The 23,694-nt window shown below is 56.5% G+C and carries 23 protein-coding genes and 1 pseudogene; 15 read left to right on the plus strand and 9 right to left on the minus strand.

Translation table 11 applies throughout. The features are described from left to right. Window positions 1–531 precede the first annotated feature (531 nt). From flhB to RT197_RS01400, 5 genes are all read left to right on the plus strand, one after another. Entirely contained in the window at window positions 532–1,680 is a 1,149-nt protein-coding gene (gene flhB / locus RT197_RS01380) for a flagellar biosynthesis protein FlhB (protein WP_312946516.1), read from the plus strand. Then, complete coding sequence (flhA, locus tag RT197_RS01385; RefSeq protein WP_312946518.1) at window positions 1,673–3,751, plus strand: flagellar biosynthesis protein FlhA; 2,079 nt, start codon at window positions 1,673–1,675, stop codon at window positions 3,749–3,751. Before flhB ends, flhA begins: the two co-directional genes overlap by 8 nt. Then, entirely contained in the window at window positions 3,751–4,143 is a 393-nt protein-coding gene (locus RT197_RS01390; RefSeq protein ID WP_312946519.1) for a flagellar protein FlhE, read from the plus strand. Before flhA ends, RT197_RS01390 begins: the two co-directional genes overlap by 1 nt. 262 nt (window positions 4,144–4,405) lie before the next feature. Further along, the gene (locus RT197_RS01395) at window positions 4,406–5,989 is read left to right on the plus strand and encodes an MFS transporter (protein WP_312946521.1); all 1,584 of its coding nucleotides are present in this window, start codon (window positions 4,406–4,408) and stop codon (window positions 5,987–5,989) included. A 4-nt stretch (window positions 5,990–5,993) separates the two neighbouring features. Beyond that, window positions 5,994–7,133, plus strand: a complete 1,140-nt coding sequence (locus RT197_RS01400) for a glycoside hydrolase family 88 protein (protein WP_312946523.1) — start codon at window positions 5,994–5,996, stop codon at window positions 7,131–7,133. Between the two features lie 607 nt (window positions 7,134–7,740). On the opposite strand, the gene argS is transcribed toward RT197_RS01400, so the two are convergent. Beyond that, on the minus strand, window positions 7,741–9,474 hold the full coding sequence (gene argS / locus RT197_RS01405; protein ID WP_312947557.1) for an arginine--tRNA ligase: 1,734 nt from the start codon (window positions 9,472–9,474) through the stop codon (window positions 7,741–7,743). A gap of 192 nt (window positions 9,475–9,666) precedes the next feature. Here argS and RT197_RS01410 point away from each other — a divergent pair, with 192 nt between their 5' ends. From RT197_RS01410 to cutC, 3 genes are read left to right on the plus strand one after another with little or no spacing between them, the layout of a single operon-like run. After that, the gene (locus RT197_RS01410; RefSeq protein ID WP_312946524.1) at window positions 9,667–10,239 is read left to right on the plus strand and encodes a VOC family protein; all 573 of its coding nucleotides are present in this window, start codon (window positions 9,667–9,669) and stop codon (window positions 10,237–10,239) included. Between the two features lie 41 nt (window positions 10,240–10,280). Next, complete coding sequence (locus RT197_RS01415; RefSeq protein WP_312946526.1) at window positions 10,281–10,907, plus strand: DUF2238 domain-containing protein; 627 nt, start codon at window positions 10,281–10,283, stop codon at window positions 10,905–10,907. Between the two features lie 12 nt (window positions 10,908–10,919). Further along, window positions 10,920–11,669, plus strand: coding sequence for a copper homeostasis protein CutC (gene cutC / locus RT197_RS01420; RefSeq protein ID WP_312946528.1), 750 nt, complete (start codon window positions 10,920–10,922; stop codon window positions 11,667–11,669). Window positions 11,670–11,750: 81 nt separating this feature from the next. Here the strand turns inward: cutC and cmoB are convergent, their stop codons facing one another. From cmoB to RT197_RS01445, 5 genes are read right to left on the minus strand one after another with little or no spacing between them, the layout of a single operon-like run. After that, window positions 11,751–12,722 (minus strand): tRNA 5-methoxyuridine(34)/uridine 5-oxyacetic acid(34) synthase CmoB, encoded by a 972-nt coding sequence (gene cmoB, locus RT197_RS01425; RefSeq protein ID WP_312946529.1) that lies wholly within the window; start codon window positions 12,720–12,722, stop codon window positions 11,751–11,753. Then, a complete protein-coding gene (gene cmoA / locus RT197_RS01430) occupies window positions 12,719–13,462 on the minus strand; it encodes a carboxy-S-adenosyl-L-methionine synthase CmoA (protein ID WP_312946531.1) in 744 nt (247 codons plus the stop codon). Before cmoA ends, cmoB begins: the two co-directional genes overlap by 4 nt. A gap of 41 nt (window positions 13,463–13,503) precedes the next feature. Continuing rightward, window positions 13,504–13,899: an MAPEG family protein gene (locus RT197_RS01435; protein ID WP_312946532.1), complete on the minus strand. Its 396-nt coding sequence runs from the start codon at window positions 13,897–13,899 to the stop codon at window positions 13,504–13,506. Between the two features lie 52 nt (window positions 13,900–13,951). After that, on the minus strand, window positions 13,952–14,770 hold the full coding sequence (locus RT197_RS01440; RefSeq protein ID WP_312946534.1) for a DUF72 domain-containing protein: 819 nt from the start codon (window positions 14,768–14,770) through the stop codon (window positions 13,952–13,954). Further along, complete coding sequence (locus RT197_RS01445; RefSeq protein WP_312946536.1) at window positions 14,767–15,333, minus strand: hydrolase; 567 nt, start codon at window positions 15,331–15,333, stop codon at window positions 14,767–14,769. Before RT197_RS01445 ends, RT197_RS01440 begins: the two co-directional genes overlap by 4 nt. A 252-nt stretch (window positions 15,334–15,585) precedes the next feature. Between RT197_RS01445 and aspS the strand changes: the two genes are divergently transcribed. The 4 genes from aspS to ruvC are packed head-to-tail and all read left to right on the plus strand — an operon-like array spanning window position 15,586 to window position 19,136. Next, the gene (gene aspS, locus RT197_RS01450; protein WP_312946539.1) at window positions 15,586–17,364 is read left to right on the plus strand and encodes an aspartate--tRNA ligase; all 1,779 of its coding nucleotides are present in this window, start codon (window positions 15,586–15,588) and stop codon (window positions 17,362–17,364) included. 1 nt (window position 17,365) lies between these two features. Further along, on the plus strand, window positions 17,366–17,809 hold the full coding sequence (nudB, locus tag RT197_RS01455) for a dihydroneopterin triphosphate diphosphatase (RefSeq protein WP_312946541.1): 444 nt from the start codon (window positions 17,366–17,368) through the stop codon (window positions 17,807–17,809). A 28-nt stretch (window positions 17,810–17,837) separates the two neighbouring features. Further along, the gene (locus RT197_RS01460; protein WP_312946544.1) at window positions 17,838–18,578 is read left to right on the plus strand and encodes a YebC/PmpR family DNA-binding transcriptional regulator; all 741 of its coding nucleotides are present in this window, start codon (window positions 17,838–17,840) and stop codon (window positions 18,576–18,578) included. A 36-nt stretch (window positions 18,579–18,614) separates the two neighbouring features. Next, window positions 18,615–19,136 carry a crossover junction endodeoxyribonuclease RuvC gene (ruvC, locus tag RT197_RS01465; RefSeq protein WP_015964021.1) on the plus strand — a complete coding sequence of 174 codons (522 nt, stop codon included), beginning with the start codon at window positions 18,615–18,617 and terminating at the stop codon, window positions 19,134–19,136. Between the two features lie 4 nt (window positions 19,137–19,140). Here ruvC and RT197_RS01470 read toward each other — a convergent pair. Next, window positions 19,141–19,433 (minus strand): annotated as a pseudogene (locus tag RT197_RS01470) (YiiX/YebB-like N1pC/P60 family cysteine hydrolase); the annotation flags it as partial. Between the two features lie 27 nt (window positions 19,434–19,460). Between RT197_RS01470 and RT197_RS01475 the strand changes: the two are divergent. From RT197_RS01475 to ruvB, 3 genes are all read left to right on the plus strand, one after another. Continuing rightward, window positions 19,461–20,231, plus strand: coding sequence for a hypothetical protein (locus RT197_RS01475; RefSeq protein WP_312946546.1), 771 nt, complete (start codon window positions 19,461–19,463; stop codon window positions 20,229–20,231). A 183-nt stretch (window positions 20,232–20,414) separates the two neighbouring features. Next, a complete protein-coding gene (gene ruvA, locus RT197_RS01480) occupies window positions 20,415–21,026 on the plus strand; it encodes a Holliday junction branch migration protein RuvA (protein WP_312946549.1) in 612 nt (203 codons plus the stop codon). Between the two features lie 8 nt (window positions 21,027–21,034). Further along, a complete protein-coding gene (gene ruvB, locus RT197_RS01485; protein WP_312946550.1) occupies window positions 21,035–22,045 on the plus strand; it encodes a Holliday junction branch migration DNA helicase RuvB in 1,011 nt (336 codons plus the stop codon). Window positions 22,046–22,093: 48 nt separating this feature from the next. Here the strand turns inward: ruvB and znuB are convergent, their stop codons facing one another. Continuing rightward, entirely contained in the window at window positions 22,094–22,879 is a 786-nt protein-coding gene (gene znuB / locus RT197_RS01490; protein WP_312946553.1) for a zinc ABC transporter permease subunit ZnuB, read from the minus strand. After that, window positions 22,876–23,631, minus strand: coding sequence for a zinc ABC transporter ATP-binding protein ZnuC (gene znuC, locus RT197_RS01495; protein ID WP_312946555.1), 756 nt, complete (start codon window positions 23,629–23,631; stop codon window positions 22,876–22,878). The genes znuB and znuC overlap by 4 nt, the downstream gene beginning before the upstream one ends. Between the last annotated feature and the right edge of the window lie 63 nt (window positions 23,632–23,694).

The following is a 23,694-nucleotide window of genomic DNA, read 5'->3' on the forward strand; positions in this document are numbered from 1 at the left end:
GAGTTCGTGGTAACGCCCGGTTTTCTTCGTCTCCACCAGGACCGGGTTCGTGGTTGCGTCCGGCACCTGTTTTCTCCCTCTCCCTCGAGGGAGAGGGCGGGGAGAGGGGGAGCGTCTGGCCTCCTTGCCTCACGTGAACGCCCTCACCCTGACCCTCTCCCCCGGGGAGAGGGAACCGCCCGCGTTCGTGGTGATGCCGGGTGTCGGCTTTTTGCCAGGGTACAGAGTGGTACAGAGTTAAGCCCGGCACCTGTTTTCTCCCTCTCCCTGAGGGAGAGGGCGGGGAGAGGGGGAGCGTCTGTCCTCCTTGTCTCACGTAAACGCCCTCACCCTGACCCTCTCCCCCGGGAGAGGGAACAGACCGAGTTCGTGGTGATGTCCGGTGTCAGTTTTTCGCAGAATACACACCAACCGTTACATCCAACCCCCATCGAACGCGATAAATCCGACCATTTTTAGGCGTTAATCCGCCCATGACAGCGGCTTACTTTTGGCATCATGCTCCCGACGGAACTGTAATGAGAGTATTGCGTGGCAGAAGATAGCGACGACAAAACAGAAGCCCCCACACCCCACCGACTTGAAAAAGCGCGAGAAGAAGGGCAGATCCCCCGATCCCGTGAGCTAACCTCGCTGCTGATTTTACTGGTCGGCGTGTGCGTCATCTGGATGGGCGGCGAGTCGCTGGCACGCAAGCTGGCGAGCCTGCTGTCGTCCGGGCTGCGCTTCGATCACAGCATCATTAACGATCCCAACCTGATCCTTGGGCAGATTATTCGCCTGATCCGCGAGGCTATGCTTGGGCTTCTGCCGCTGATTGTCGGCGTAGTGCTGGTCGCGCTGGTGGCACCGGTGATGCTCGGCGGGCTGGTGTTCAGCGGCAAATCGCTGGCGTTCAAATTCGACAAACTCAATCCGCTGCCCGGCATCAAAAAAATGTTTTCCGCACAGTCGGTGGCGGAACTGGTTAAGGCGCTGCTGAAATCGGTACTGGTCGGCAGCGTGACCGGTTTTTATCTCTGGTCGCACTGGCCGGATATGATGCATCTGATCAGCCAGTCGCCGCTGACGGCGATGGGCAACGCGCTCAATCTGGTCGGTCTGTGTACGCTGCTGGTGGCGCTGGGCGTGATCCCGATGGTGGGCTTTGACGTCTTCTGGCAAATCTACAGTCACGTCAAAAAACTGCGCATGTCGCGGCAGGATATCCGCGATGAGTTTAAGCAAAGCGAGGGCGACCCGCACGTCAAGGGACGCATTCGCCAGATGCAGCGTGCTGCCGCCCGGCGACGGATGATGGCGGATGTGCCAAAGGCCGATGTCATCGTCACCAACCCGACGCATTATTCCGTGGCGTTGCAGTATGACGAAAAGAAGATGAGCGCACCGAAAGTGGTGGCCAAGGGCGCGGGACTGGTGGCGCTGCGCATCCGCGAAATCGCCGCCGAACATCGCGTTCCGGTACTGGAGGCTCCGCCGCTGGCGCGTGCGCTGTACCGGCACGCAGAAATTGGTCAGCAGATCCCCGGTCAGCTTTATGCGGCGGTGGCGGAAGTGCTGGCGTGGGTCTGGCAGCTTAAACGCTGGCGGCTGGCGGGTGGGCAGCGCCCGCAAAAACCTGAAAATCTTCCGGTGCCTGAGGCGCTGGATTTTATGAATGAGAAGGACACTGATGGCTAACCTGGTAGCAATGTTACGTCTGCCCAACAACCTGAAATCCACCCAATGGCAGGTGCTGGCCGGACCGGTGCTGATTTTACTGATCCTGTCGATGATGGTGCTGCCGCTTCCGGCCTTCGTCCTCGATATGCTGTTTACCTTTAACATTGCGCTGTCGATTATGGTGCTGCTGGTGGCGATGTTTACCCAGCGCACGCTGGAATTTGCCGCCTTCCCGACCATTCTGCTGTTTACCACCCTGCTGCGCCTCGCGCTGAACGTGGCCTCTACGCGTATTATTCTGATGGACGGGCATACCGGCGCGGCGGCGGCGGGTAAAGTGGTTGAAGCCTTCGGCCATTTTCTCGTCGGCGGTAATTTTGCCATCGGTATCGTGGTGTTTATCATCCTGGTGATCATCAACTTTATGGTTATCACCAAGGGCGCGGGGCGTATCGCCGAAGTGGGCGCGCGCTTTGTGCTGGACGGGATGCCGGGCAAGCAGATGGCGATTGACGCCGACCTCAACGCCGGACTTATTGGCGAAGATGAGGCGAAAAAGCGCCGCTCAGAAGTCACTCAGGAAGCGGACTTCTACGGCTCAATGGACGGGGCAAGTAAGTTCGTGCGCGGCGATGCGGTCGCGGGCATCCTGATCATGGTGATTAACGTCATTGGCGGACTACTGGTCGGCGTTCTCCAGCACGGCTTGCCGATGGCAAAAGCGGCGGAATCCTACACCCTGCTGACCATCGGTGACGGTCTGGTCGCGCAAATCCCGGCGCTGGTGATCTCCACGGCGGCGGGGGTTATCGTTACCCGCGTCAGCACCGAGCAGGACGTCGGCGAACAGATGGTGACGCAGCTTTTCAATAACCCGCGCGTGATGCTGCTTAGCGCAGGCGTGCTGGGGTTACTGGGGCTGGTGCCGGGAATGCCGAACTTTGTATTCCTGCTGTTTACGGCGGCTTTACTGGGGCTGGCCTGGTGGAGCCGGGGTCGCGAGACAAACGTCGTCGCCGAGCCGCAACCGGTCAGAATGCCGGAAAACACCCAGGCCGCAGAAGCCACGTGGAGCGATGTCCAGCTTGAAGATACGCTGGGAATGGAAGTCGGCTACCGGCTGATCCCGATGGTGGATTTCCAGCAGGATGGCGAACTGCTGGGGCGCATTCGCAGCATCCGCAAAAAAATCGCCCAGGATCTTGGCTTTCTCCCGCCGGTGGTGCATATCCGCGACAATATGGATCTCTCCCCGGCACGCTATCGCATTTTGATGAAGGGCGTCGAAATTGGCAGCGGCGAAGCTTATCCGGGGCGCTGGCTGGCGATTAACCCCGGCACCGCAGCCGGTACGCTGCCGGGTGAGCAGACCGTCGATCCGGCTTTCGGCCTGGCGGCCATCTGGATTGAGAGCGCGTTGAAAGAGCAGGCGCAGATCCAGGGATTCACCGTCGTTGAGGCCAGTACCGTGGTGGCGACACATCTTAATCATCTGATTAGCCAGTTTGCCGCCGAGCTGTTCGGGCGTCAGGAAGCGCAGCAACTGCTGGAGCGCGTGACCCAGGAAATGCCGAAGCTGACGGAAGACCTGGTGCCGGGCGTGGTGACGCTGACCACCCTGCATAAAGTGCTGCAAAATCTGCTCGAAGAAAAAGTGCCGATCCGCGATATGCGCACCATTCTGGAGACGCTGGCGGAGCACGCGCCGGTTCAGAACGATCCGCATGAGCTGACGGCGGTGGTACGCGTGGCGCTGGGTCGGGCGATCACCCAGCAATGGTTCCCCGGCAGCGGTGAAGTTCAGGTGATTGGCCTTGACACGCCGCTGGAGCGTCTGCTGTTGCAGGCGTTGCAGGGCGGCGGCGGGCTGGAGCCGGGACTGGCAGACCGCCTGCTGGCGCAGACTCAGGAAGCGCTGGCGCGTCAGGAAATGCTGGGCGCGCCGCCGGTGCTGCTGGTGAATCACGCGCTGCGTCCGTTGCTGTCGCGCTTCCTGCGCCGCAGCCTGCCGCAGCTGATTGTGCTGTCGAATATGGAACTGTCGGATAACCGTAACATCCGCATGACCGCCACGATCGGAGGCAAATAATGCGCGCGCTACTGTGGCTGATGCTGCTGCCATTCGGTGCGATGGCGGCGGGCGAGGGGGCGTGGCAGGCCAGCGGACGCGGCGTGACGCTGAATCACCGGGGCGTTGCCGCTTCGTCTGCACCGCTGGCCTCGTCGCAGGCGGTGAGCGGCCTGATCACCCTCGTCGCCTGGCGTTATGAACTGAACGGCCCGACGCCTGCCGGGCTTAACGTGCGCCTGTGTTCACAAACCCGCTGCGTGCCGCTGGATGGGCAAAGCGGTACGACCTGGGGTTTACAGGGCGTACCGGCGGTGGAACCGCTGCGTTTTGTCTGGGATGTGCCCGGCGGTGGACGTCTGCTTCCGGCGCTGAATGTTCGTCGTAATCAGGTGATCGTCAACTACCGCTAATCGCTCTCTTTTTCACCGGCTGTCAGGAAAAACTGATGGCTGGCTCGCATTTTTGACCCCTCCTTTTGATACAAGAGAAACGCTGTTTTATAAATCAGTGAGGTTCGTAGCGCGACTCTTTGCAATTTTGCCATCTGAGGGACGGGCATGGCAAAAACGGAAAGGAATCTCTTTCTGCATACTCTTACTGTAGCCGTGTAATAACTCCCTTTGGCGAAGCCAAATTGCCGGGGGTATCCCAAAATAAAAACAGGGTACGGCAATGAAAACACGTAAACCAGGACTCGCAAACTATCTGGCCTATGGATCGGGCGATTTCCTCGGCGCAGGGACGACCGCGCTCACCGCCGCATGGCTACTGTATTTTTACACCACCTTCTGCGGCTTATCGCCGATTGAAGCCACGTTTATTTTTGCCACCGCAAGGGTACTTGATGCGGTGGTCAGCCCGCTGATGGGCTTTTTGACCGATAACTTCGGCTCTACCTGGCTCGGCAAGCGCTTTGGCCGCCGTAAATTTTTCATTCTGCTCGGCATTCCCTGTGTCTTCAGCTATTCGCTGATGTGGGTCGGGGAGATGAGCTTCTGGTACTACCTGCTGACCTATCTGGTGTTTGACGTGGTGTACACCATGATCCTCGTGCCGTATGAAACGCTGGTGCCGGAGATGACCGACGATTTCAAACAGAAAACCAAATTTTCCGGCGCGCGCATTTCCATGGCGCAGATGTCAGCGATCCTCGCCTCCTTCCTGCCGGGCGTGCTGCTGGCGATTTTCGGCAAAGATAACCCGGTGTCATTCTTCTACGCCAGCCTGGTTTTCTCGGTGCTGTGCGCCATTATGCTCACCCTGGTGTGGTGCTATACCTGGGAGCGTCCGCGCGAAGAGTGGACCGAAGCGGCGCTGCGGGCAGAAGAAGAAAAACGTCATCTCACCCTGGGTCAAAGCCTGCGCCGTCTGGTGACAGAGCTTTCCTCCACCCTGCGAATCAAAATCTTCCGTCAGCATCTGGGGATGTATCTCGGCGGTTATATTGCCCAGGATGTTTTCAACGCGGTATTTACCTACTACGTGGTGTTTGTGCTGATGCAGGAAGCCTCGCTGGCTTCCAACCTGCTGGGCACGATGGCGATCTGCCAGTTCCTTGCGGTGATTGCGATGATCCCGCTGTGCATCCGTTTTGGACCGGCTCCCTCCTACCGGATGGTGGTGGTGCTGTTTGGTCTGGCGTCTGTTTCCTATGCGGTGCTGTATTACGCGGGCTTAAGCGACGTCTACGCGCTGCTGCTGTTGATTTCCGCTATCGCCGGGCTGGGACGCGGTGGCATCAACTATGTACCGTGGAATACCTATACATACATCGCTGACGTCGATGAAGTGATCACCGGCCAGCGCCGCGAAGGCATTTTCGCCGGGATCATGACGCTGACGCGTAAGGCGTCGCAGGCCGGGGCGGTCATGCTGGTGGGCATCATCATGCAGATGTCCGGTTTTGTCTCCGGGCAAAAAACGCAGCCGCCTGAAGTCAGCCACACCATTCTGATGATTTTAAGCTTCGGCACCATTGCGGTACTGGCCTGCGGCTTCCTGGTGTCACTGCGCTTTAAACTGAATCTCCATACGCACAGCGTGCTGCGTGAGGAGACGGCGAAGATGCGCGAGGCCGGACATGCGATCCCGGAAAGCGTGACTCCGGCAGCCCGTGCCACGGTTGAGATGCTGGCGGGTATGCCTTACGAGTCGCTGTGGGGAAATAACAATATTGGTTATCTCAATCGTAATAAACCCGCTGCGCGGCCGCTCAGTCAGGGTGCTCCATTGAATTCGACATATAACAGAGGTTAAGGATATGAAGGTTTGGCCTGTCAAACACAGCGCATTGCTACGTCAGCCGGAGCGTTTTATCAGCAAAGAAGCGCTTCAGACGCTGATTAAGAAAGTGACGCATAATCTGGTCAATATTCACGATGACAGCGGCGAGTTTCTGCTGCGGCTTGACGACGGGCGGGTAATCGATACCAAAGGCTGGGCCGGGTGGGAATGGACGCACGGCATCGGTCTGTACGGCATCTGGCAGTATTATCAACAGACCGGCGATGTGCAGATGCGCGACATCATAGACAGCTGGTTTGCCGACCGCTTTGCGGAAGGCGCGACCACCAAAAACGTCAATACGATGGCTCCCTTTCTGACGCTGGCTTATCGGTATGAAGAGAGTCGCAATCCGGCGTACCTGCCGTGGCTGGAAAGCTGGGCTGAGTGGGCGATGAACGAAATGCCGCGCACCGATCATGGCGGTATGCAGCACATTACGCTGGCCGAAGAGAATCATCAGCAGATGTGGGACGACACGCTGATGATGACCGTGTTGCCGCTGGCAAAAATCGGCAAACTGCTGGATCGCCCGGATTATGTTGAAGAGGCGACCTATCAGTTCCTGCTGCACGTGCAAAATCTGCTGGATCGGCAAACCGGCCTGTGGTTCCACGGCTGGAGCTATGAGGGGCACCATAACTTTGCCAGTGCCCGCTGGGCGCGCGGTAATAGCTGGCTGACCATCGTCATCCCCGACTTCCTCGAACTGCTTAACCTGCCGGAGCAAAGCGCGGTGCGCCGTTATCTGGTGCAGGTGCTGAATGCGCAAATCGCCGCACTGGCGAAATGTCAGGATGACAGCGGCCTGTGGCATACCCTGCTTGACGATCCGCATTCCTATCTGGAAGCCTCGGCAACCGCAGGTTTTGCCTACGGCATTCTGAAAGCGGTGCGCAAACGCTACGTCGGCCCTGACTATGCGGAAATCGCCGAAAAAGCGATTAAAGGGATTGTGGCGCATATTTCAGCGGAAGGAGAACTGCTGCAAACTTCCTTCGGCACCGGAATGGGTTCAGACCTTGAGTTCTATCGGCAGATCCCGCTGACCTCAATGCCCTACGGTCAGGCAATGGCAAACTTGTGCCTGACAGAGTATTTGCGGAAGTATTTTTAATCTGGCTCGCTATACCTGATGGCGCTGTGCTTGCCGGTCATGGAGGGGAACACCTTCCGTCCGTGCAGGCGCAGCGCTATTTTATTTTCCGCCTGCCGTACCGTCCTGTTGATCCTGTGCAAGCAGGAATATAAATCATTCTTGATTAATAAATTTATGTGATGTGGCGTGCCTGGTTATGTGAAAAACAATCACTGCCAATGTTATATATGTTTATATTTTGACTGTGGAGTGTTCTATTTTTCGCTTTAATCTTAATTATTTTGAAGGTGGTGGAATTTGGTTTGGCGAAGGGCCATTGTGTTGTGGTTTAGGTATGGGCGTCAGGGATAAAGTATTAACGCTGGCAGACATTTTTTCAGATGCCTTGCGATAAAGTGAAAATAAAAACTAAAGTCGCAAGTTATGCTGCTGATGCGTTTGACTGGAAAATAACAGAGGTTAACCAGGATTATATTTTGGTGGAGAATGGCGAAAATGTTATGCGGTTGAAAAATTCCTGCGAGCGATTATTTTAACCAATATCTTCATGTCAGTTTGTACTGTTACGCGAAGCATAAAAAACGGTGCCCTCGGGCACCGTATTTGATTTAGTGAAAGCGCGGTATTACATCCGTTCTACCGTCTCAATCCCCAGCATCTCCAGCCCCAGCTTCAGGGTTTTCGCCGTCAGCAGCGCCAGTTTAAGGCGGCTGTTACGCACGTCTTCGCTTTCGGCGGTGAGGATCGGGCAGTGCTCGTAGAAACCGGAGAACAGACCGGCCAGGTCGTACAGGTAGGCGCACATTACGTGTGGCGTGCCTTCGCGAGCCACCACGGTCACCGTTTCTTCAAATTGCAGCAGGCGGGCGGCGAGCTGGGCTTCGCGATCTTCGCTGATTTTCACCTGCGTATTCAGCAGCGCCTGCTCGTCGATTTCGGCTTTACGGAACACGGAGAGCACGCGGGTGTAGGCATACTGCATGTACGGCGCGGTGTTGCCTTCGAAGGCCAGCATGTTGTCCCAGTCGAAGATGTAGTCAGTGGTGCGGTTTTTGGACAGGTCGGCGTATTTAACCGCGCCGATCCCCACTGCATTCGCCAGCTTTTCCAGCTCGTCAGCAGGCATATCCGGGTTCTTTTCGGCCACCAGGCGACGGGCGCGTTCCAGCGCTTCATCCAGCAGGTCGGACAGTTTTACCGTGCCACCGGCACGGGTTTTGAACGGTTTACCGTCTTTGCCGAGCATCATGCCGAACATATGGTGTTCCAGCGGCACAGATTCCGGGACGTAACCGGCTTTACGCACGATGGTCCACGCCTGCATCAGGTGCTGGTGCTGACGGGAATCGATATAGTACAGCACGCGATCGGCCTTCAGCGTTTCATAACGGTATTTGGCACAGGCGATGTCAGTGGTAGTGTACAGATAGCCGCCATCCTTTTTCTGGATGATGACGCCCATCGGTTCACCTTCTTTGTTTTTGTACTCGTCGAGGAAAACGACGGTCGCGCCTTCGCTCTCAACCGCCAGCCCTTTGGCTTTCAGATCGGCGACGATGCCCGGCAGCATAGGGTTGTACAGGCTTTCACCCATGACGTCATCACGGGTTAACGTGACGTTCAGACGCTGATAGGCGATCTGGTTCTGCGACATGGTGATGTCAACCAGCTTGCGCCACATCTCACGGCAGTATTCGTCGCCGCCCTGCAATTTCACGACGTAGCCGCGCGCGCGCGCCGCAAATTCCTCGTCTTCGTCGTAATGTTTTTTGGCATCGCGATAAAAGGCTTCGAGATCGGCCAGCGCCATTTCGCCCGCGTTTTCCTGCTGCTGTTTTTCCAGATAGGCGATTAACATACCGAACTGCGTACCCCAGTCGCCGACATGGTTGGCGCGGATCACGTTATGGCCGAGGAATTCCTGGGTGCGTACCGCTGCATCGCCGATGATGGTGGAGCGTAAGTGCCCCACGTGCATCTCTTTCGCTACGTTAGGCGCAGAATAGTCGATAACGATGGTCTGCTTTTCTGGCGTTGCCACGCCAAGACGGTCAGAGTTCAGCGCGTCGTCCACCAGGACTGCAAGGAAAGTGGGGTCGAGAAAGATATTGATAAAGCCCGGCCCGGCGATTTCCGTCTTGCTGGCGATACCGTTAAGATCCAGATGAGTCAGTACCTGCTCTGCCAGTTGTCGCGGTGCCATGCCCAGTTTTTTAGCGACCGCCATGACACCGTTGGCCTGATAATCGCCGAACTGCACTTTTGCCGACTGACGAACCTGCGGTTCGCAATCTGCGGGTGCGCCTGCCGCGATTAAAGCCTGACTGACTTTTTCTGAGAGAAGAGCCTGAATATTCACCGGAATACCTTTCGTTGGTGGCGATGCGTGAAGTTGTAAACCGTGCAGCGCCGACATGATAAAAATGAGCTCGCCATTATACTGCATTTGCTTCTGAGCGTCAGCATTGTGCCACGCTGAGGTAATCAACATTTGGTTAGCAGGCGCGGTCAGGGTAAATTAACGCTTTGCATTTTACTTCAGGCACTGAGCATGACCCACTGGCAGACAATCGAAGAATTACAGGATATTACGGCAGATTTACCGCGTTTTGCCGGAGCGCTGGCTGCACTCAGCGCGCGGCTGGGGCTGGATGTCGCGCCGCTGGAGGCCGATCACATTTCGCTGCGCTGCCATCAAAACACGACGGCAGAACGCTGGCGGCGTGGATTTGAACAGTGCGCGCAACTGCTGTCAGAAAATCAGATCAACGGCAGGCCCATTTGCCTCTACAAACTGAATACGCCGCTGGTGGTCGGGCACTGGCATTTCTCAGTGGTGGAACTGCCGTGGCCCGGCGAAAAGCGTTATCCGCATGAGGGCTGGGAGCATATTGAAATTGTCCTGCCCGGCGATCCGCAAACGCTGAACGCGCGGGCGCTGGCGCTGCTTTCCGATGACGGCCTTAGCCAGCCGGGGATCGTCGTTAAAACCAGTTCGCCGAAAGGTGAACACGAGCGCCTGCCGAATCCGACGCTGGCGGTGAGCGACGGCAGCGTGACGATTAAATTTCATCCGTGGTCGATTGAAGACATCGTTGCCAGCGAAATGTCGTCTGGCGCGTAACTGGCGGGGCGGTTTAACTTTTTTATGCAAATGGAAATCCTATGACCGTAAAAACTTTGTGGCTGAGGTCCGGCGCGCTATTTCTGTTATTACTCATTATTTATACCGGTGTGGCGACGCAGGACCGGGCAACGTGGCTGATGGAAGTGACGCCAGTGCTAATCATCATTCCGCTGCTCCTGCTGACCCGGCGCCGCTATCCGCTAACGCCGCTGCTGTATACCCTGATTTTTTTCCACGCCATTATTTTGATCGTCGGGGGCATGTATACCTATGCCAAAGTGCCTGTTGGCTTTGACGTGCAGAACTGGCTTGATCTCAGCCGTAATCCTTACGACAAACTGGGGCACTTTTTCCAGGGGCTGGTGCCAGCGCTGGCGGCGCGGGAAATTTTGCTGCGCGGGCGCATTGTGCGCGGCCATAAAATGCTGGCGTTTATCGTTTGCTGCATTGCGCTGGCGATAAGCGCCACTTACGAACTGATTGAATGGTGGGCCGCGCTGGCGATGGGGCAGGGCGCGGATGATTTTCTCGGCACCCAGGGCGACCCCTGGGACACCCAGTCGGACATGTTTTGTGCGCTGCTGGGCGCAATAACGACGGTCGTGGCGATCGGTGGTTGGCACAGCCGCCAGCTTCTGCGGCATCGGCTTATCGTACAGGGATAAAGGAGAGGACGTATGGCGCTACTGGAAATTTGTTGTTACAGCCTGGAGTGTGCGCTTGCCGCACAACGCTTCGGTGCGGATCGTATTGAGCTTTGCGCCGCGCCGCTGGAAGGTGGACTGACGCCTTCATACGGGGTGCTGAAATCGGTGCGCCAGCAGGTCACGCTGCCGGTGCACCCTATCATTCGTCCACGCGGCGGGGATTTTTGCTACAGCGACGGCGAGTTCAGCGCCATGCTGGAAGACGTTCGCACCGTCCGCGAGCTGGGTTTTCCGGGACTGGTGATCGGCATTCTCAGTGAAGACGGGCAGGTTGATATGCCGAGAATGCGCCAGATAATGGCGGCGGCGGGCGATCTGGCTGTCACTTTTCATCGTGCATTTGATATGTGCCAGGATCCACACGAAGCCTTTGATAACCTTGCAGAACTTGGGGTTGCTCGCATCCTGACCTCGGGCCAGCAGCCCAGTGCGGTAAAAGGAGTTTCATTAATTGCGGAACTTATTGCCCGGTCCCGTGTTCCAATCATTATGGCAGGTGCTGGCGTTCGCGCCGACAACCTCGAAACGATCCTTAACGCGGGGGTGGAAGAGGTCCACAGCTCCGCAGGCCAGTGGGTTCCCTCCCCAATGCGCTACCGTAATCCAGGACTCTCCATGTCGACGGACCCGAATGCCGATGAATATCTTCGTTACGCGGTTAACGGGGCATCGGTGGTGGAAATGAAAGCGATCGTCGCGCGTTTCCGCTCGTCGCATTAACGATTTTTACCGCGCATCATGTCGCCCATATGATGCTTGCTTGTACCAGGCCCCTGCATTTACAGGGGCCTTTTTTTATCCTCAGGGCTTGCGGGCGATCAGCACCGCACGCTGCGGAGCCGGATAGCCCTCAACGGTTTTGCTGCTGTCAGCAGGATCGAGAAATTCCGCCAGCGATTCGGTGATCATCCAGTCGGTGCGCCGCTGCTCCTCGGTGGTGGTTACGCTGACATCGGCGATGCGAACATCCACAAAGCCGCATTTCTCCAGCCAGTTTTTCAGCGCCAGCGCCGAGGGAATAAACCAGACGTTGCGCATCTGGGCGTAGCGGTCGCCCGGCACCAGCACCGTATTTTCATCGCCCTCAACCACCAGCGTTTCAAGCACCAGTTCGCCGTCTTTGACCAGTTGGTCTTTTAGCTGCCACAGATGTTCCAGCGGCGAACGACGGTGATACAGTACGCCCATCGAAAAGACGGTATCGAATGCCTTCAGCGCCGGAAGCTGCTCAATGCCCAGCGGCAGCAGGTGCGCGCGCTGGTCATTGCCGATGAGCTTGCGTACCGCCTCAAACTGGCATAAAAACAGGTGCGTCGGATCGATGCCGACCGCCATTTGCGCCCCCGCGCCAATCATCCGCCACAGGTGATAACCGCTACCGCAGCCGACGTCCAGGATGGTGCGACCGCTCAGATCGGACAGGTGCGGCAGCACGCGATCCCATTTCCAGTCGGAACGCCATTCGGTGTCGATATCCACGCCGTACAGGGAAAACGGCCCCTTGCGCCACGGCATCAGATTGCGCAGCAGGGTGTCAATTCGGGTTACATGACCGGGACTGAGCGGAATTTCGCTTTCAGCGCTGACGCCGTGCAGTAAATCCAGACGATACGGCTTCAGTTCCGGCAGAAATTCCACCGCGTTTGACCACTGTTTAAACAGGCCGTGCTGCGACTCACGCTGCCAGGCGGCGATTTGCGCGGGCAGCGTTTCCAGCCAGTGTGCCAGCGGGCCTTTAGCGATTTGCTGATAAAAATTGCCGAACTCGATCATGCCGCCGCTCCTGCTTTCAGCGCGACCAGCGAGCCGAAGTTAAAGCACTGGAACCACAGTTCGCTGTGATCGAAGCCGGCTGCGCGCAGGCGCGCTTTATGGGTTTCTACCGAGTCGGTCAGCATCACGTTTTCCAGCATGCTGCGCTTCTGGCTGATCTCCAGTTCGCTGTAACCATTGGCACGCTTGAAGTCGTGATGCATGTTAAACAGCAGTTCGCCCACGTCGGCATCTTCAAAGCTGAATTTTTCCGATAGCACCAGCGCGCCGCCGGGATTCAGTCCCTGATAAATGTTGTCCAGCAATGCCTGACGCTCCGGGGGAGCCAGAAATTGCAGGGTAAAATTCAGCACCACCATGGAGGCGTTTTCAATTTTGACGTTACGAATGTCACCTTCAATGACCTCAACCGGCGTCGGCGCTTTATAGGCATCAAGATGGCGGCGGCAGCGTTCGATCATCGCCGGAGAGTTATCAATAGCAATGATTTTGCAGCCTGGATGCGCGATATTGCGGCGGATGGAAAGCGTGGCGGCACCAAGCGAACAGCCCAAATCGTACACCTGGGTTCCAGGCTGAACGAAGCGTTCGGCGAGCATACCGATCATCGAGATAATATTGGAGTAACCGGGTACCGAGCGCTGGATCATATCCGGGAAGACTTCGGCTACCCGCTCATCAAAGGTCCAGTCACCGAGGCTGGCGATAGGCGCAGAAAAAAGCGTGTCGCGGTCAGACATAACGTTAAAACCTAAAAATAAAAAAAGTGGCGTATTGTGCGCTAATGCAGGGTGAAAACCAACTCCCACGGCATATACCAGATATTGGCCAGCACCATCAGCACCAGCGCACACCAGGTGGCGCTCAGGCCGGAGCGTTTCCAGCGACCGAGCCGCTGGTGCAGACCGTAATAATGCATCAGGCGTCCGGCAAGCAGCAGCAGGCCGCAAACGTGGACCATCCAGGTTTCCGCGCCGTTCATTTCCATAAACAGCAGTAAGACCAGCGCGATGGGAATATATTCCAGAGCGTTACTTTGAATGCGGATAGCGCTTTGCAGCTCGCTAAAACCGCCGTCACCATAAGAAACGCGATATTGCATACGCAGACGGGCGACATCAAACGAGAACTTGATGAGCAGCAATGCACCCAGCACGGCATACAGCGCGCTTACCATACACATTTCCTTTCAGGCTGGCATGGCGCACAGTCTATGTCAGGTAATGTCATCAGAAAAGAGAAGATTGTTGCGGAATATCAGGAGCCTCACCCAGCGCGGGGATTGCCGCACGCAGCGCAGGCCAGAGGGTATCGACCAGTTCAGGCGCATGGGCAATATCCGGGGTGTGCAAAAACAGCCACGGCGTGGTGGTCTGTTCCCACTGCGGCAGCAGTTTCAGCCACACGTCAAACAGCGCCTGATTTTGCGCCATATCATCACTGCCGATAAACCGCACCATCGGCTGATTGCCGGTGATCACCGCATGGACCGGGACTTTGGGCTTCATGCTTTGCGCTTTAATCACCGCTTCACTGTGCGGCAGGGCGCTGTGCACCGGGCGGCTGTCGAGGATCACCCGATTGACGTTGCGCTGATGAAGACCCCGGTTGAGCTGCTGTTCGGCATCACCTTTGGCGAAAAATTCAGGATGACGAACTTCAACCCCATAGGTGAACGTCGCGGGCAACGTATCCAGAAAATGCCACAGGGCAGGGAGATCCTGCGGACCGAACGTGGCCGGAAGCTGAAGCCAGTATTGGCCGATGCGATCCGCCAGCGGTGACAGACGGCTAAAAAACGCCTGCGTCAGATCGTCGCAATGGCGCAGCGCCGCCTGATGGGAAATGGTCGCCGGAAACTTAAAGCAGAAGCGAAAAGCGTCATGGGTCTGCTCGCGCCAGCGCTCGACGATTTCCGCTTTCGGCAGTGCGTAGAGCGTGGTATTGCCCTCCACGCAGTTAAAATGGCGGGCGTAATCTTCAAGGCTGGTAATTCCCAGTCGTCCCCATTTAGGGTGCGACCACTGCGGCAGACCAATGTAAATCATAATGCGTTTAAAACGTCCTCTGTGCGGCGCACTCGTCCAATGCGCGGGAAAATGTGCGTCATACTGCCCTGATGCTGTTCGGCAGTCGCGGCGCTACAGGCATCTTCCACCACTACCAGGTTAAAACCCAGCTCCCAGGCGTTACGGGCCGTGGATTCCACGCCAATATTGGTAGAGATCCCACAAAGAATAATAGTCTCAATTCCGCGACGGCGCAGTTGCAGCTCCAGATCGGTGCCGTAAAACGCGCCCCACTGCCGCTTGATGACGTTAATATCGCTGCTTTGATGACCAAGCGCCTGCGGATAGTGCCACCAGTTTTCAGGAAGCTGCCCGCCGCCAGTCTGCGCGTCGACCGGTTGCTTAAGCGCTTCGGCAAAATCCGCTGTCCAGCCCACGCGTACCAGTATCACCGGCGCGCCGCGTTCACGGCACTTTGACGCCAGACGCGCGGCGCGCTCAACCACGTCATTTGCCGCATGAGGCCCGCCAGTAAAGGGCAGAATGCCTTCCTGTAAGTCGATGACTACCAGCGCCGTTTTTTTCGCATTCAGTTCCAGCATGTTTATTCCCGTTTTTATGACGTTAGTCGCTAACCATACCCTGCCCGCGTCACAAAATTTGTTAATTTTTGTGAGAATACGCAATAACCGGCCAGCAAACAGGCTTCCGGCGTCTATCGGGCTTATCGCCGGGCAGAAATTCCAGTATAATAGCCCCCTTTTTTCATCCAGTTGTACATTCAGCTAAAGCTGCGACAGTATTGCCTGCAAGGCAGGTGACAATCCGCCTGCGGCTAAGTTAAGGGATATCTCATGCGTACAGAATATTGCGGACAGCTACGACTGTCCCACGTGGGGCAGCAGGTGACTCTGTGTGGTTGGGTCAACCGTCGTCGCGATCTAGGCAGCCTGATCTTTATCGATATGCGCGACCGCGAAGGCATTGTTCAGGTCTTCTTCGATCCCGATCGTGACGAAGCCTTCAAGCTGGCCTCTGAACTGCGTAATGAGTTCTGCATTAAAATCACCGGCACCGTGCGTGCGCGTGACGAAAAAAACACCAACAAAGAGATGGCGACCGGCGAAGTTGAAGTTTTCGCAACTGACCTGACCATCATCAACCGTTCAGAATCACTGCCGCTCGACTCTAATCATGTCAACACCGAAGAAGCGCGCCTGAAGTACCGCTACCTGGATCTGCGTCGCCCGGAAATGGCCCAGCGCCTGAAAACCCGCGCGAAGATCACAAGCCTGGTGCGCCGCTTTATGGACGACCACGGCTTCCTCGACATCGAAACCCCGATGCTGACCAAAGCCACGCCGGAAGGCGCGCGCGATTACCTCGTGCCTTCGCGCGTTCATAAAGGCAAATTCTACGCGCTGCCGCAGTCCCCGCAGTTGTTCAAACAGCTGCTGATGATGTCCGGTTTTGACCGCTATTATCAGATCGTTAAATGCTTCCGCGATGAAGACTTACGCGCTGACCGCCAGCCGGAATTTACCCAGATCGACGTAGAGACCTCTTTCATGACCGCACCGCAGGTGCGCGAAGTGATGGAAGCGCTGGTGCGCAATTTGTGGCAGGAAGTGAAGGGCGTGGATCTGGGCGATTTCCCAATCATGACCTTCGCTGAAGCTGAGCGCCGTTACGGTTCAGATAAACCGGATCTGCGTAACCCGATGGAGCTGGTTGACGTTGCCGATCTGCTGAAAGCGGTTGAGTTCGCAGTGTTTGCTGGTCCGGCTAACGATCCGAAAGGCCGCGTTGCCGCGCTGCGCGTGCCGGGCGGTGCCTCTTTAAGCCGTAAGCAAATCGACGACTACGGTAACTTCATTAAGATCTACGGCGCGAAAGGGCTGGCTTACATCAAAGTCACCGAGCGGGCGAAAGGTCTGGAAGGCATTAACAGTCCGGTCGCGAAATTCCTCAATGCGGAAATCGTTGACGCTATTCTTGAGCGTACCGGTGCGCAGGATGGCGATATGATTTTCTTCGGCGCGGATCATAAGAAAGTGGTTGCTGACGCGCTGGGCGCGCTGCGTCTGAAGCTGGGTAAAGACCTGAATCTGACGGATGAGTCCAAATGGGCACCGCTGTGGGTTATCGACTTCCCGATGTTTGAAGACGACGGTGAAGGCGGCCTGACCGCGATGCACCACCCGTTCACCTCGCCGAAAGACATGTCCGCCGCTGAACTGAAAGCCGCGCCGGAAGACGCGGTTGCCAACGCCTACGATATGGTGATCAACGGCTACGAAGTGGGCGGCGGTTCGGTGCGTATTCACAGCGGTGAAATGCAGCAAACCGTGTTTGGCATTCTTGGCATTAACGAGCAGGAGCAGCGCGAGAAATTCGGCTTCCTGCTGGACGCGCTGAAATACGGTACTCCGCCGCACGCGGGCCTGGCGTTTGGCCTGGATCGTCTGACCATGCTGCTGACCGGCACCGATAATATCCGTGACGTTATCGCGTTCCCGAAAACCACCGCCGCTGCCTGCCTGATGACCGAAGCACCGAGCTTCGCCAATCCGGCCTCGCTGGGCGAGCTGGGGATTCAGGTTATCGCTAAAGAGAAGCCGGAGAATCAGTAACATGCCGTATAAGCGTCCCGTCTCGGTGCTGGTGGTGATTTATGCCCAGGATACGAAACGGGTGCTGATGTTACAGCGACGCGACGATCCTGAGTTCTGGCAGTCGGTTACCGGCAGCCTGGAGGAAGGAGAAACTGCGTTGCAGGCCGCCGTGCGTGAAGTACATGAAGAGGTCACGATTGATGTTGCGTCTGAGCATCTGACCCTAATCGACTGTCAGCGCACGGTGGAGTTTGAAATTTTTTCGCATTTACGTCATCGCTATGCGCCGGGCATAGAGCGCAATACGGAATCCTGGTTCTGTCTTGCGCTCCCGTCTGAGCGGGAAATCGTGTTCACTGAACATCTGACCTACCGCTGGGTTGATGCGGCGGATGCCGCCGGATTAACCAAGTCCTGGAGCAACCGGCAGGCGATTGAAGAATTTGTTATTAACGCTGCCTGAGAAGGCAAAGCCATTCGGAGATATTTTTATGGCAGGTCATAGTAAATGGGCCAACACCAAACACCGCAAGGCTGCGCAGGATTCCAAGCGCGGTAAAATCTTCACTAAAATCATTCGCGAGCTGGTCACGGCAGCGCGTCTGGGCGGCGGTGATATCGGTGCTAACCCGCGTCTGCGTGCGGCGGTAGATAAAGCCCTGTCCAACAACATGACTCGCGACACCCTCAACCGCGCAATTGCACGCGGCGTGGGCGGTGATGAAGGCGCGAACATGGAAACCATCATTTATGAAGGTTACGGTCCTGGCGGCACGGCGGTGATGGTGGAATGCCTGTCTGACAACCGCAACCGTACCGTTGCCGAAGTGCGTCACGCCTTCAGCAAAACCGGTGGCAACCTCGGCACCGACGGTTCCGTAGCTTACCTGTTCAGCAAGAAAGGCGTGATTTCCTTCGAGAAAGGCGACGAAGACGCAATTATGGAAGCGGCGCTGGAAGCCGGTGCTGAAGACGTTGTGACCTACGACGATGGCGCAATTGACGTGTACACCGCCTGGGAAGATATGGGTGCCGTGCGTGACGCGCTGGAAGCGGCTGGCCTGAAAGCCGATGAAGCCGAAGTGTCGATGATCCCGTCCACCAAAGCCGATATGGATGCCGAAACTGCGCCGAAACTGCTGCGCCTGATCGACTTGCTGGAAGACTGCGACGACGTGCAGGAAGTTTATCATAACGGCGAGATCTCCGACGAGGTCGCGGCGACTCTGTAATGGTGTCGTCAAACGCCTGCGGGCAGGGGGCATAACGTGTCAATTATTCTCGGTATTGACCCCGGTTCGCGCATTACCGGCTACGGTGTGATCCGTCAGGTGGGCAGGCAACTGACCTATCTCGGCAGTGGATGCATTCGTACTAAAGTCGATGATTTACCGTCGCGGTTAAAGCTGATTTATGCGGGCGTATCGGAAATCATCACCCAGTTCCAGCCGGATTTTTTCGCCATCGAACAGGTGTTTATGGCGAAAAATGCCGACTCGGCGCTGAAGCTGGGGCAGGCGCGTGGTGTCGCCATTGTCGCCGCCGTTAATCAGGATCTGCCGGTATTCGAATACGCGGCGCGTCAGGTTAAGCAAACCGTCGTCGGCATCGGCAGCGCAGAAAAAAGCCAGGTGCAGCATATGGTGCGCACGCTGCTGAAGCTGCCTGCTAATCCGCAGGCGGACGCCGCCGATGCGCTGGCGATTGCCATCACCCACTGTCACGTCAGCCAGAACGCGATGCAAATGAGCGAGTCGCGGTTGAATCTGGCGCGGGGACGGCTGCGTTGAATGACACCGCCCCGGCTTTTTCAGGCAGGGGCGTTTTTATTCCATTCGCGGTGACTAAAGTTAATCGGGGATGATGCCACAGGCTGGCGGCGTTACGGTTTTCCGATCCTACGGAATCGATCCTGAAAATCCGAATTTCCAGAACGTCAGTTTTGCATCCGGGTTGTTAAGCAGAAGATGTTCAAAGGTTTGAATATCGCCAATTGAAGTACACAGCGCCTCTTTATAAATATCGAACACAAACTTTGAGCAAAACTGGCGGGATGAGTCGTATTTAAAGTCGGTGTGATACAGCTTATAACATCATGGAGCAACAGCATTAATATGAATTCCGGCATCCTGACCTCGATATTTTATGCATTGCTGCTGATTTCAGGCGTCTGGGCTGTCCTTAACTATTTTAATGTCCTCAAAAAGCCGCTCGCCGTATTTTATGTCTTGCTAATGATATTCACCGGCTATGCCGTAGTGATGGAATATCACTACCATCGCCAGAGCATCACCACGACCGCCGACGTCTCGGCAATACGCTACACCAGCAGCGCCGAGCGCAGGATGACCGACACCTGTAACCATTTTCGCGGCAGAACCAACTGCGCCGCGCTTTATGACTATGACCTGACCTGGCGGGTGGGCGACAAAACCTGGACGTACCACGTTAAGGATAAACGCGTGCCGCCTGGCAGCGTGATGTGCATGAACGTCGTTAAAGATAAACCCGCCGTGGCTAAGCCGTGCGAAAATATCTTTTTTAACGTCAGCCCGCTGCCGGTTGTCATCGCGATTTGGGCAATCAGCGCATTTATCTTTTTGACGTTGCTTCTTTACCGTTTTAAACAGCGGCGGATGGCGGTGCCTTCAGCCGTAAACTTATACCGCGTATATAACACCTCCAGGCAGCTATTGCTGGAAACGGAAAAGCGGGAGGAGGCTTTACAGTTTATAAGTCGCGGTTATCGTATTCGGAAACACGTTAAAACGACAGAACACATAACGTCCGGGCGGGGGAATAACCCGATCAACTGTATGCACTATTATGTCCGTCCACGAAAGGCGCGCAGGAAAATGGGACCCGGCGCAAGTAACGACGGGTGACTTGTGCGCCGCTTTCGTGCCCGTCCGAATGATGCCACCACCGGCATGGATCGCCTGTCAGCGCTACATTCCGCCAGCGCACCGCACCACTAAAACATTTTAATTTCATCACTCGCTGGATATCTATCCAGCCTTTTTTTATGATACAGCCTTCATCTTCAGATCTTTACGCAGGAGCGTTACGTGATAGGCAGACTCAGAGGCATCATTCTCGAAAAACAACCCCCGCTGGTACTGCTGGAAACGGGCGGCGTCGGCTATGAAGTGCATATGCCGATGACCTGCTTCTATGAGCTGCCGGACGCCGGACAGGAAGCCATCGTCTTCACTCACTTTGTGGTGCGCGAAGACGCGCAACTGCTGTACGGGTTTAACAACAAACAGGAGCGCACCCTGTTTAAAGAGCTGATTAAAACCAATGGCGTTGGGCCAAAGCTGGCGCTGGCAATTCTGTCCGGCATGTCAGCGCAGCAGTTTGTGAATGCGGTTGAGCGCGAAGATCCTGCCGCGCTGGTCAAACTGCCGGGCATCGGTAAAAAAACCGCCGAGCGCCTGATTGTGGAAATGAAAGACCGCTTTAAGGGTTTACACGGCGATCTGTTTACACCAGCCGCCGATCTGGTGTTAACCTCTCCGGCAAGCCCGACCAACGACGATGCGGAGCAGGAAGCCGTTGCTGCGCTGGTGGCACTGGGCTATAAACCACAGGAAGCCAGCCGGATGATCAGCAAAATTGTTCGTCCGGGTGCCAACAGTGAAACATTAATACGTGAAGCGCTTCGCGCCGCGTTGTGAGGTAGAGGATGATTGAAGCAGACCGCCTGATCTCAGCAGGCAGTACCCTTGTTGAAGACGTTGCGGATCGCGCTATTCGTCCCAAACTGCTGGCAGAATACATTGGTCAGCCGCAGGTGCGCTCGCAGATGGAGATCTTCATTCAGGCCGCGAAGCTGCGCGGTGAGGCGCTGGATCACCTGCTGATTTTTGGTCCGCCGGGGCTGGGTAAAACCACGCTTGCCAACATCGTGGCGAATGAAATGGGCGTTAATCTGCGCACCACTTCTGGCCCGGTGCTGGAGAAGGCGGGCGATCTGGCCGCGATGCTGACCAACCTTGAGCCGCACGACGTGCTGTTCATCGATGAAATCCACCGTTTATCGCCGGTAGTAGAGGAAGTGCTCTATCCGGCGATGGAAGATTATCAGCTTGATATCATGATTGGCGAAGGGCCAGCCGCGCGCTCAATCAAAATCGACCTGCCGCCGTTTACCCTGATTGGTGCGACCACCCGCGCAGGATCGCTGACCTCACCGCTGCGCGACCGTTTCGGCATTGTGCAGCGGCTTGAGTTTTATCAGGTGCCGGATTTGCAGTATATCGTCAGCCGAAGCGCGCGTTTTATGGGGCTGGAGATGAGCGAAGAGGGCGCGCTGGAAGTGGCTCGCCGGGCGCGCGGTACGCCGCGTATTGCCAATCGCCTGCTGCGCCGGGTGCGTGATTTTTCCGAAGTGCGTCACGACGGCACCATTTCACTGGACATTGCTTCACAGGCGCTGGATATGCTGAACGTGGATGCGGAAGGCTTCGACTATATGGACCGCAAGCTGCTGCTGGCGGTACTGGATAAGTTCTTTGGTGGCCCGGTGGGGCTGGATAACCTCGCGGCGGCCATCGGCGAAGAGCGCGAAACGATTGAAGATGTGCTGGAGCCGTATCTGATCCAGCAGGGCTTTTTACAGCGCACGCCGCGCGGACGAATGGCGACGGTCAGAGCGTGGGATCACTTTGGCATTACGCCGCCGGAAATGCCGTAAGGAATTCGTTCCCCGGTGAAGCCAGCACCACCGGGGAAACGGCGCACATCACTGCGCCGTTCTTTTCATCATACTGAAGACAAACATCAGCGCCGCGCACAGCACCACTGACGGTCCGGCTGGCGTATCGTAGAAGGCGGAGAAGGTCAGGCCGCCGGTGACGGCAATCATTCCCACTCCCACCGCCACACCTGCCATTTGCTCCGGCGTGCGGGCAAAGCGGCGGGCGGTTGCCGCCGGAATAATCAGCAGCGAAGTGATAATCAGCGCACCAACAAACTTCATCGCCACGCCAATGGTCAGAGCCGTAACCAGCATCAGCAGCAGCTTAACCCGCTGGAGTTTTACCCCGTCCACAAATGCCAGATCCGCGCTGATAGTCATTGATAACAGATTGCGCCACTGCCAGAGCAGGATCGCCAGTACCACCAGCACGCCCAGCGCAATAGCGATCAGATCGGCCGGCGTCACCGCCAGCAGGTCGCCAAACAGATACGCCATTAAATCGACGCGAATATTCGACATCAGGCTGACCACCACCAGCCCCAGCGACAGCGCGCTGTGCGCCATAATGCCGAGCAGGGTATCCACCGCCAGATGCGGGCGCTTTTCCAGCCACACCAGCCCCGCTGCCAGCAGCAGCGTGACCACGATCACCGCATAAAACGGATTCACATCCAGTAATAAACCAAACGCCACGCCGAGCAGGGAGGCGTGCGCCAGCGTGTCGCCAAAGTAGGACATCCGTCGCCAGACCACGAACGAGCCAAGCGGACCCGCCGCGCAGGCCAGCATGATCCCGGCCAGCCAGCCGGGCAGTAGAAGTTCAATCATGAGTTTCCATTCCCCCGGCGCAGGATTATGCGGCCCTGTAAATCATGGCGATGGTTATGATGATGGCGGTAAATACCAAGCTGTTCAGCGCCGCGCGGCCCGAACATGGAGATAAATTCCGGGTGCAGAGAGACCACTTCCGGCGTGCCGGAGCAGCAAATATGCTGGTTCAGGCACAGCACTTCGTCGGTTTTCGCCATTACCAGATGCAGATCGTGCGACACCATCAGTACCGCGCAGTTTAGCTCCTGGCGCAGCTGATTGATCAAATCGTAAAGCGCGACCTGACCGTTGACGTCCACCCCCTGGGTCGGTTCATCAAGCACCAGCAGTTGCGGACGGTTGAGCAGAGCGCGGGCCAGCAGCACGCGCTGGGTTTCACCGCCGGAAAGTTTTTGCATCGGCGCGTCAATCAGATGCCCGGCCTGCACGCGCTTCAGCGCAGGCAGGATATCGTCTTTACGGGTGCCGGGACGCAGACGCATAAAGCGGCTTACCGTCAGCGGAAGCGTGGCATCAAGATGCAATTTTTGCGGCACATAGCCGATGCGCAGATTACCGTCCCGCTTGATGTGCCCGCTATCGGGTGCTACCAGACCCAGCACCACGCGGACCAGCGTAGATTTACCCGCGCCATTAGGCCCCAGCAGGGTAAGGATTTTCCCGCTCTTCAGCTGGAGCGAGATATCCGACAGCACGCGGCGCTGACCGAAGGAGATGGAGACATTGTCGAGGGTTACAAGATTTGTCATGTCAATTAAAGGTTGCACAAGATGATGAATGTTATAATATCACATTTCACTCATCCATTACGA

It is taken from the genome of Superficieibacter sp., assembly GCF_032071645.1.
Lineage (GTDB): Bacteria > Pseudomonadota > Gammaproteobacteria > Enterobacterales > Enterobacteriaceae > Superficieibacter.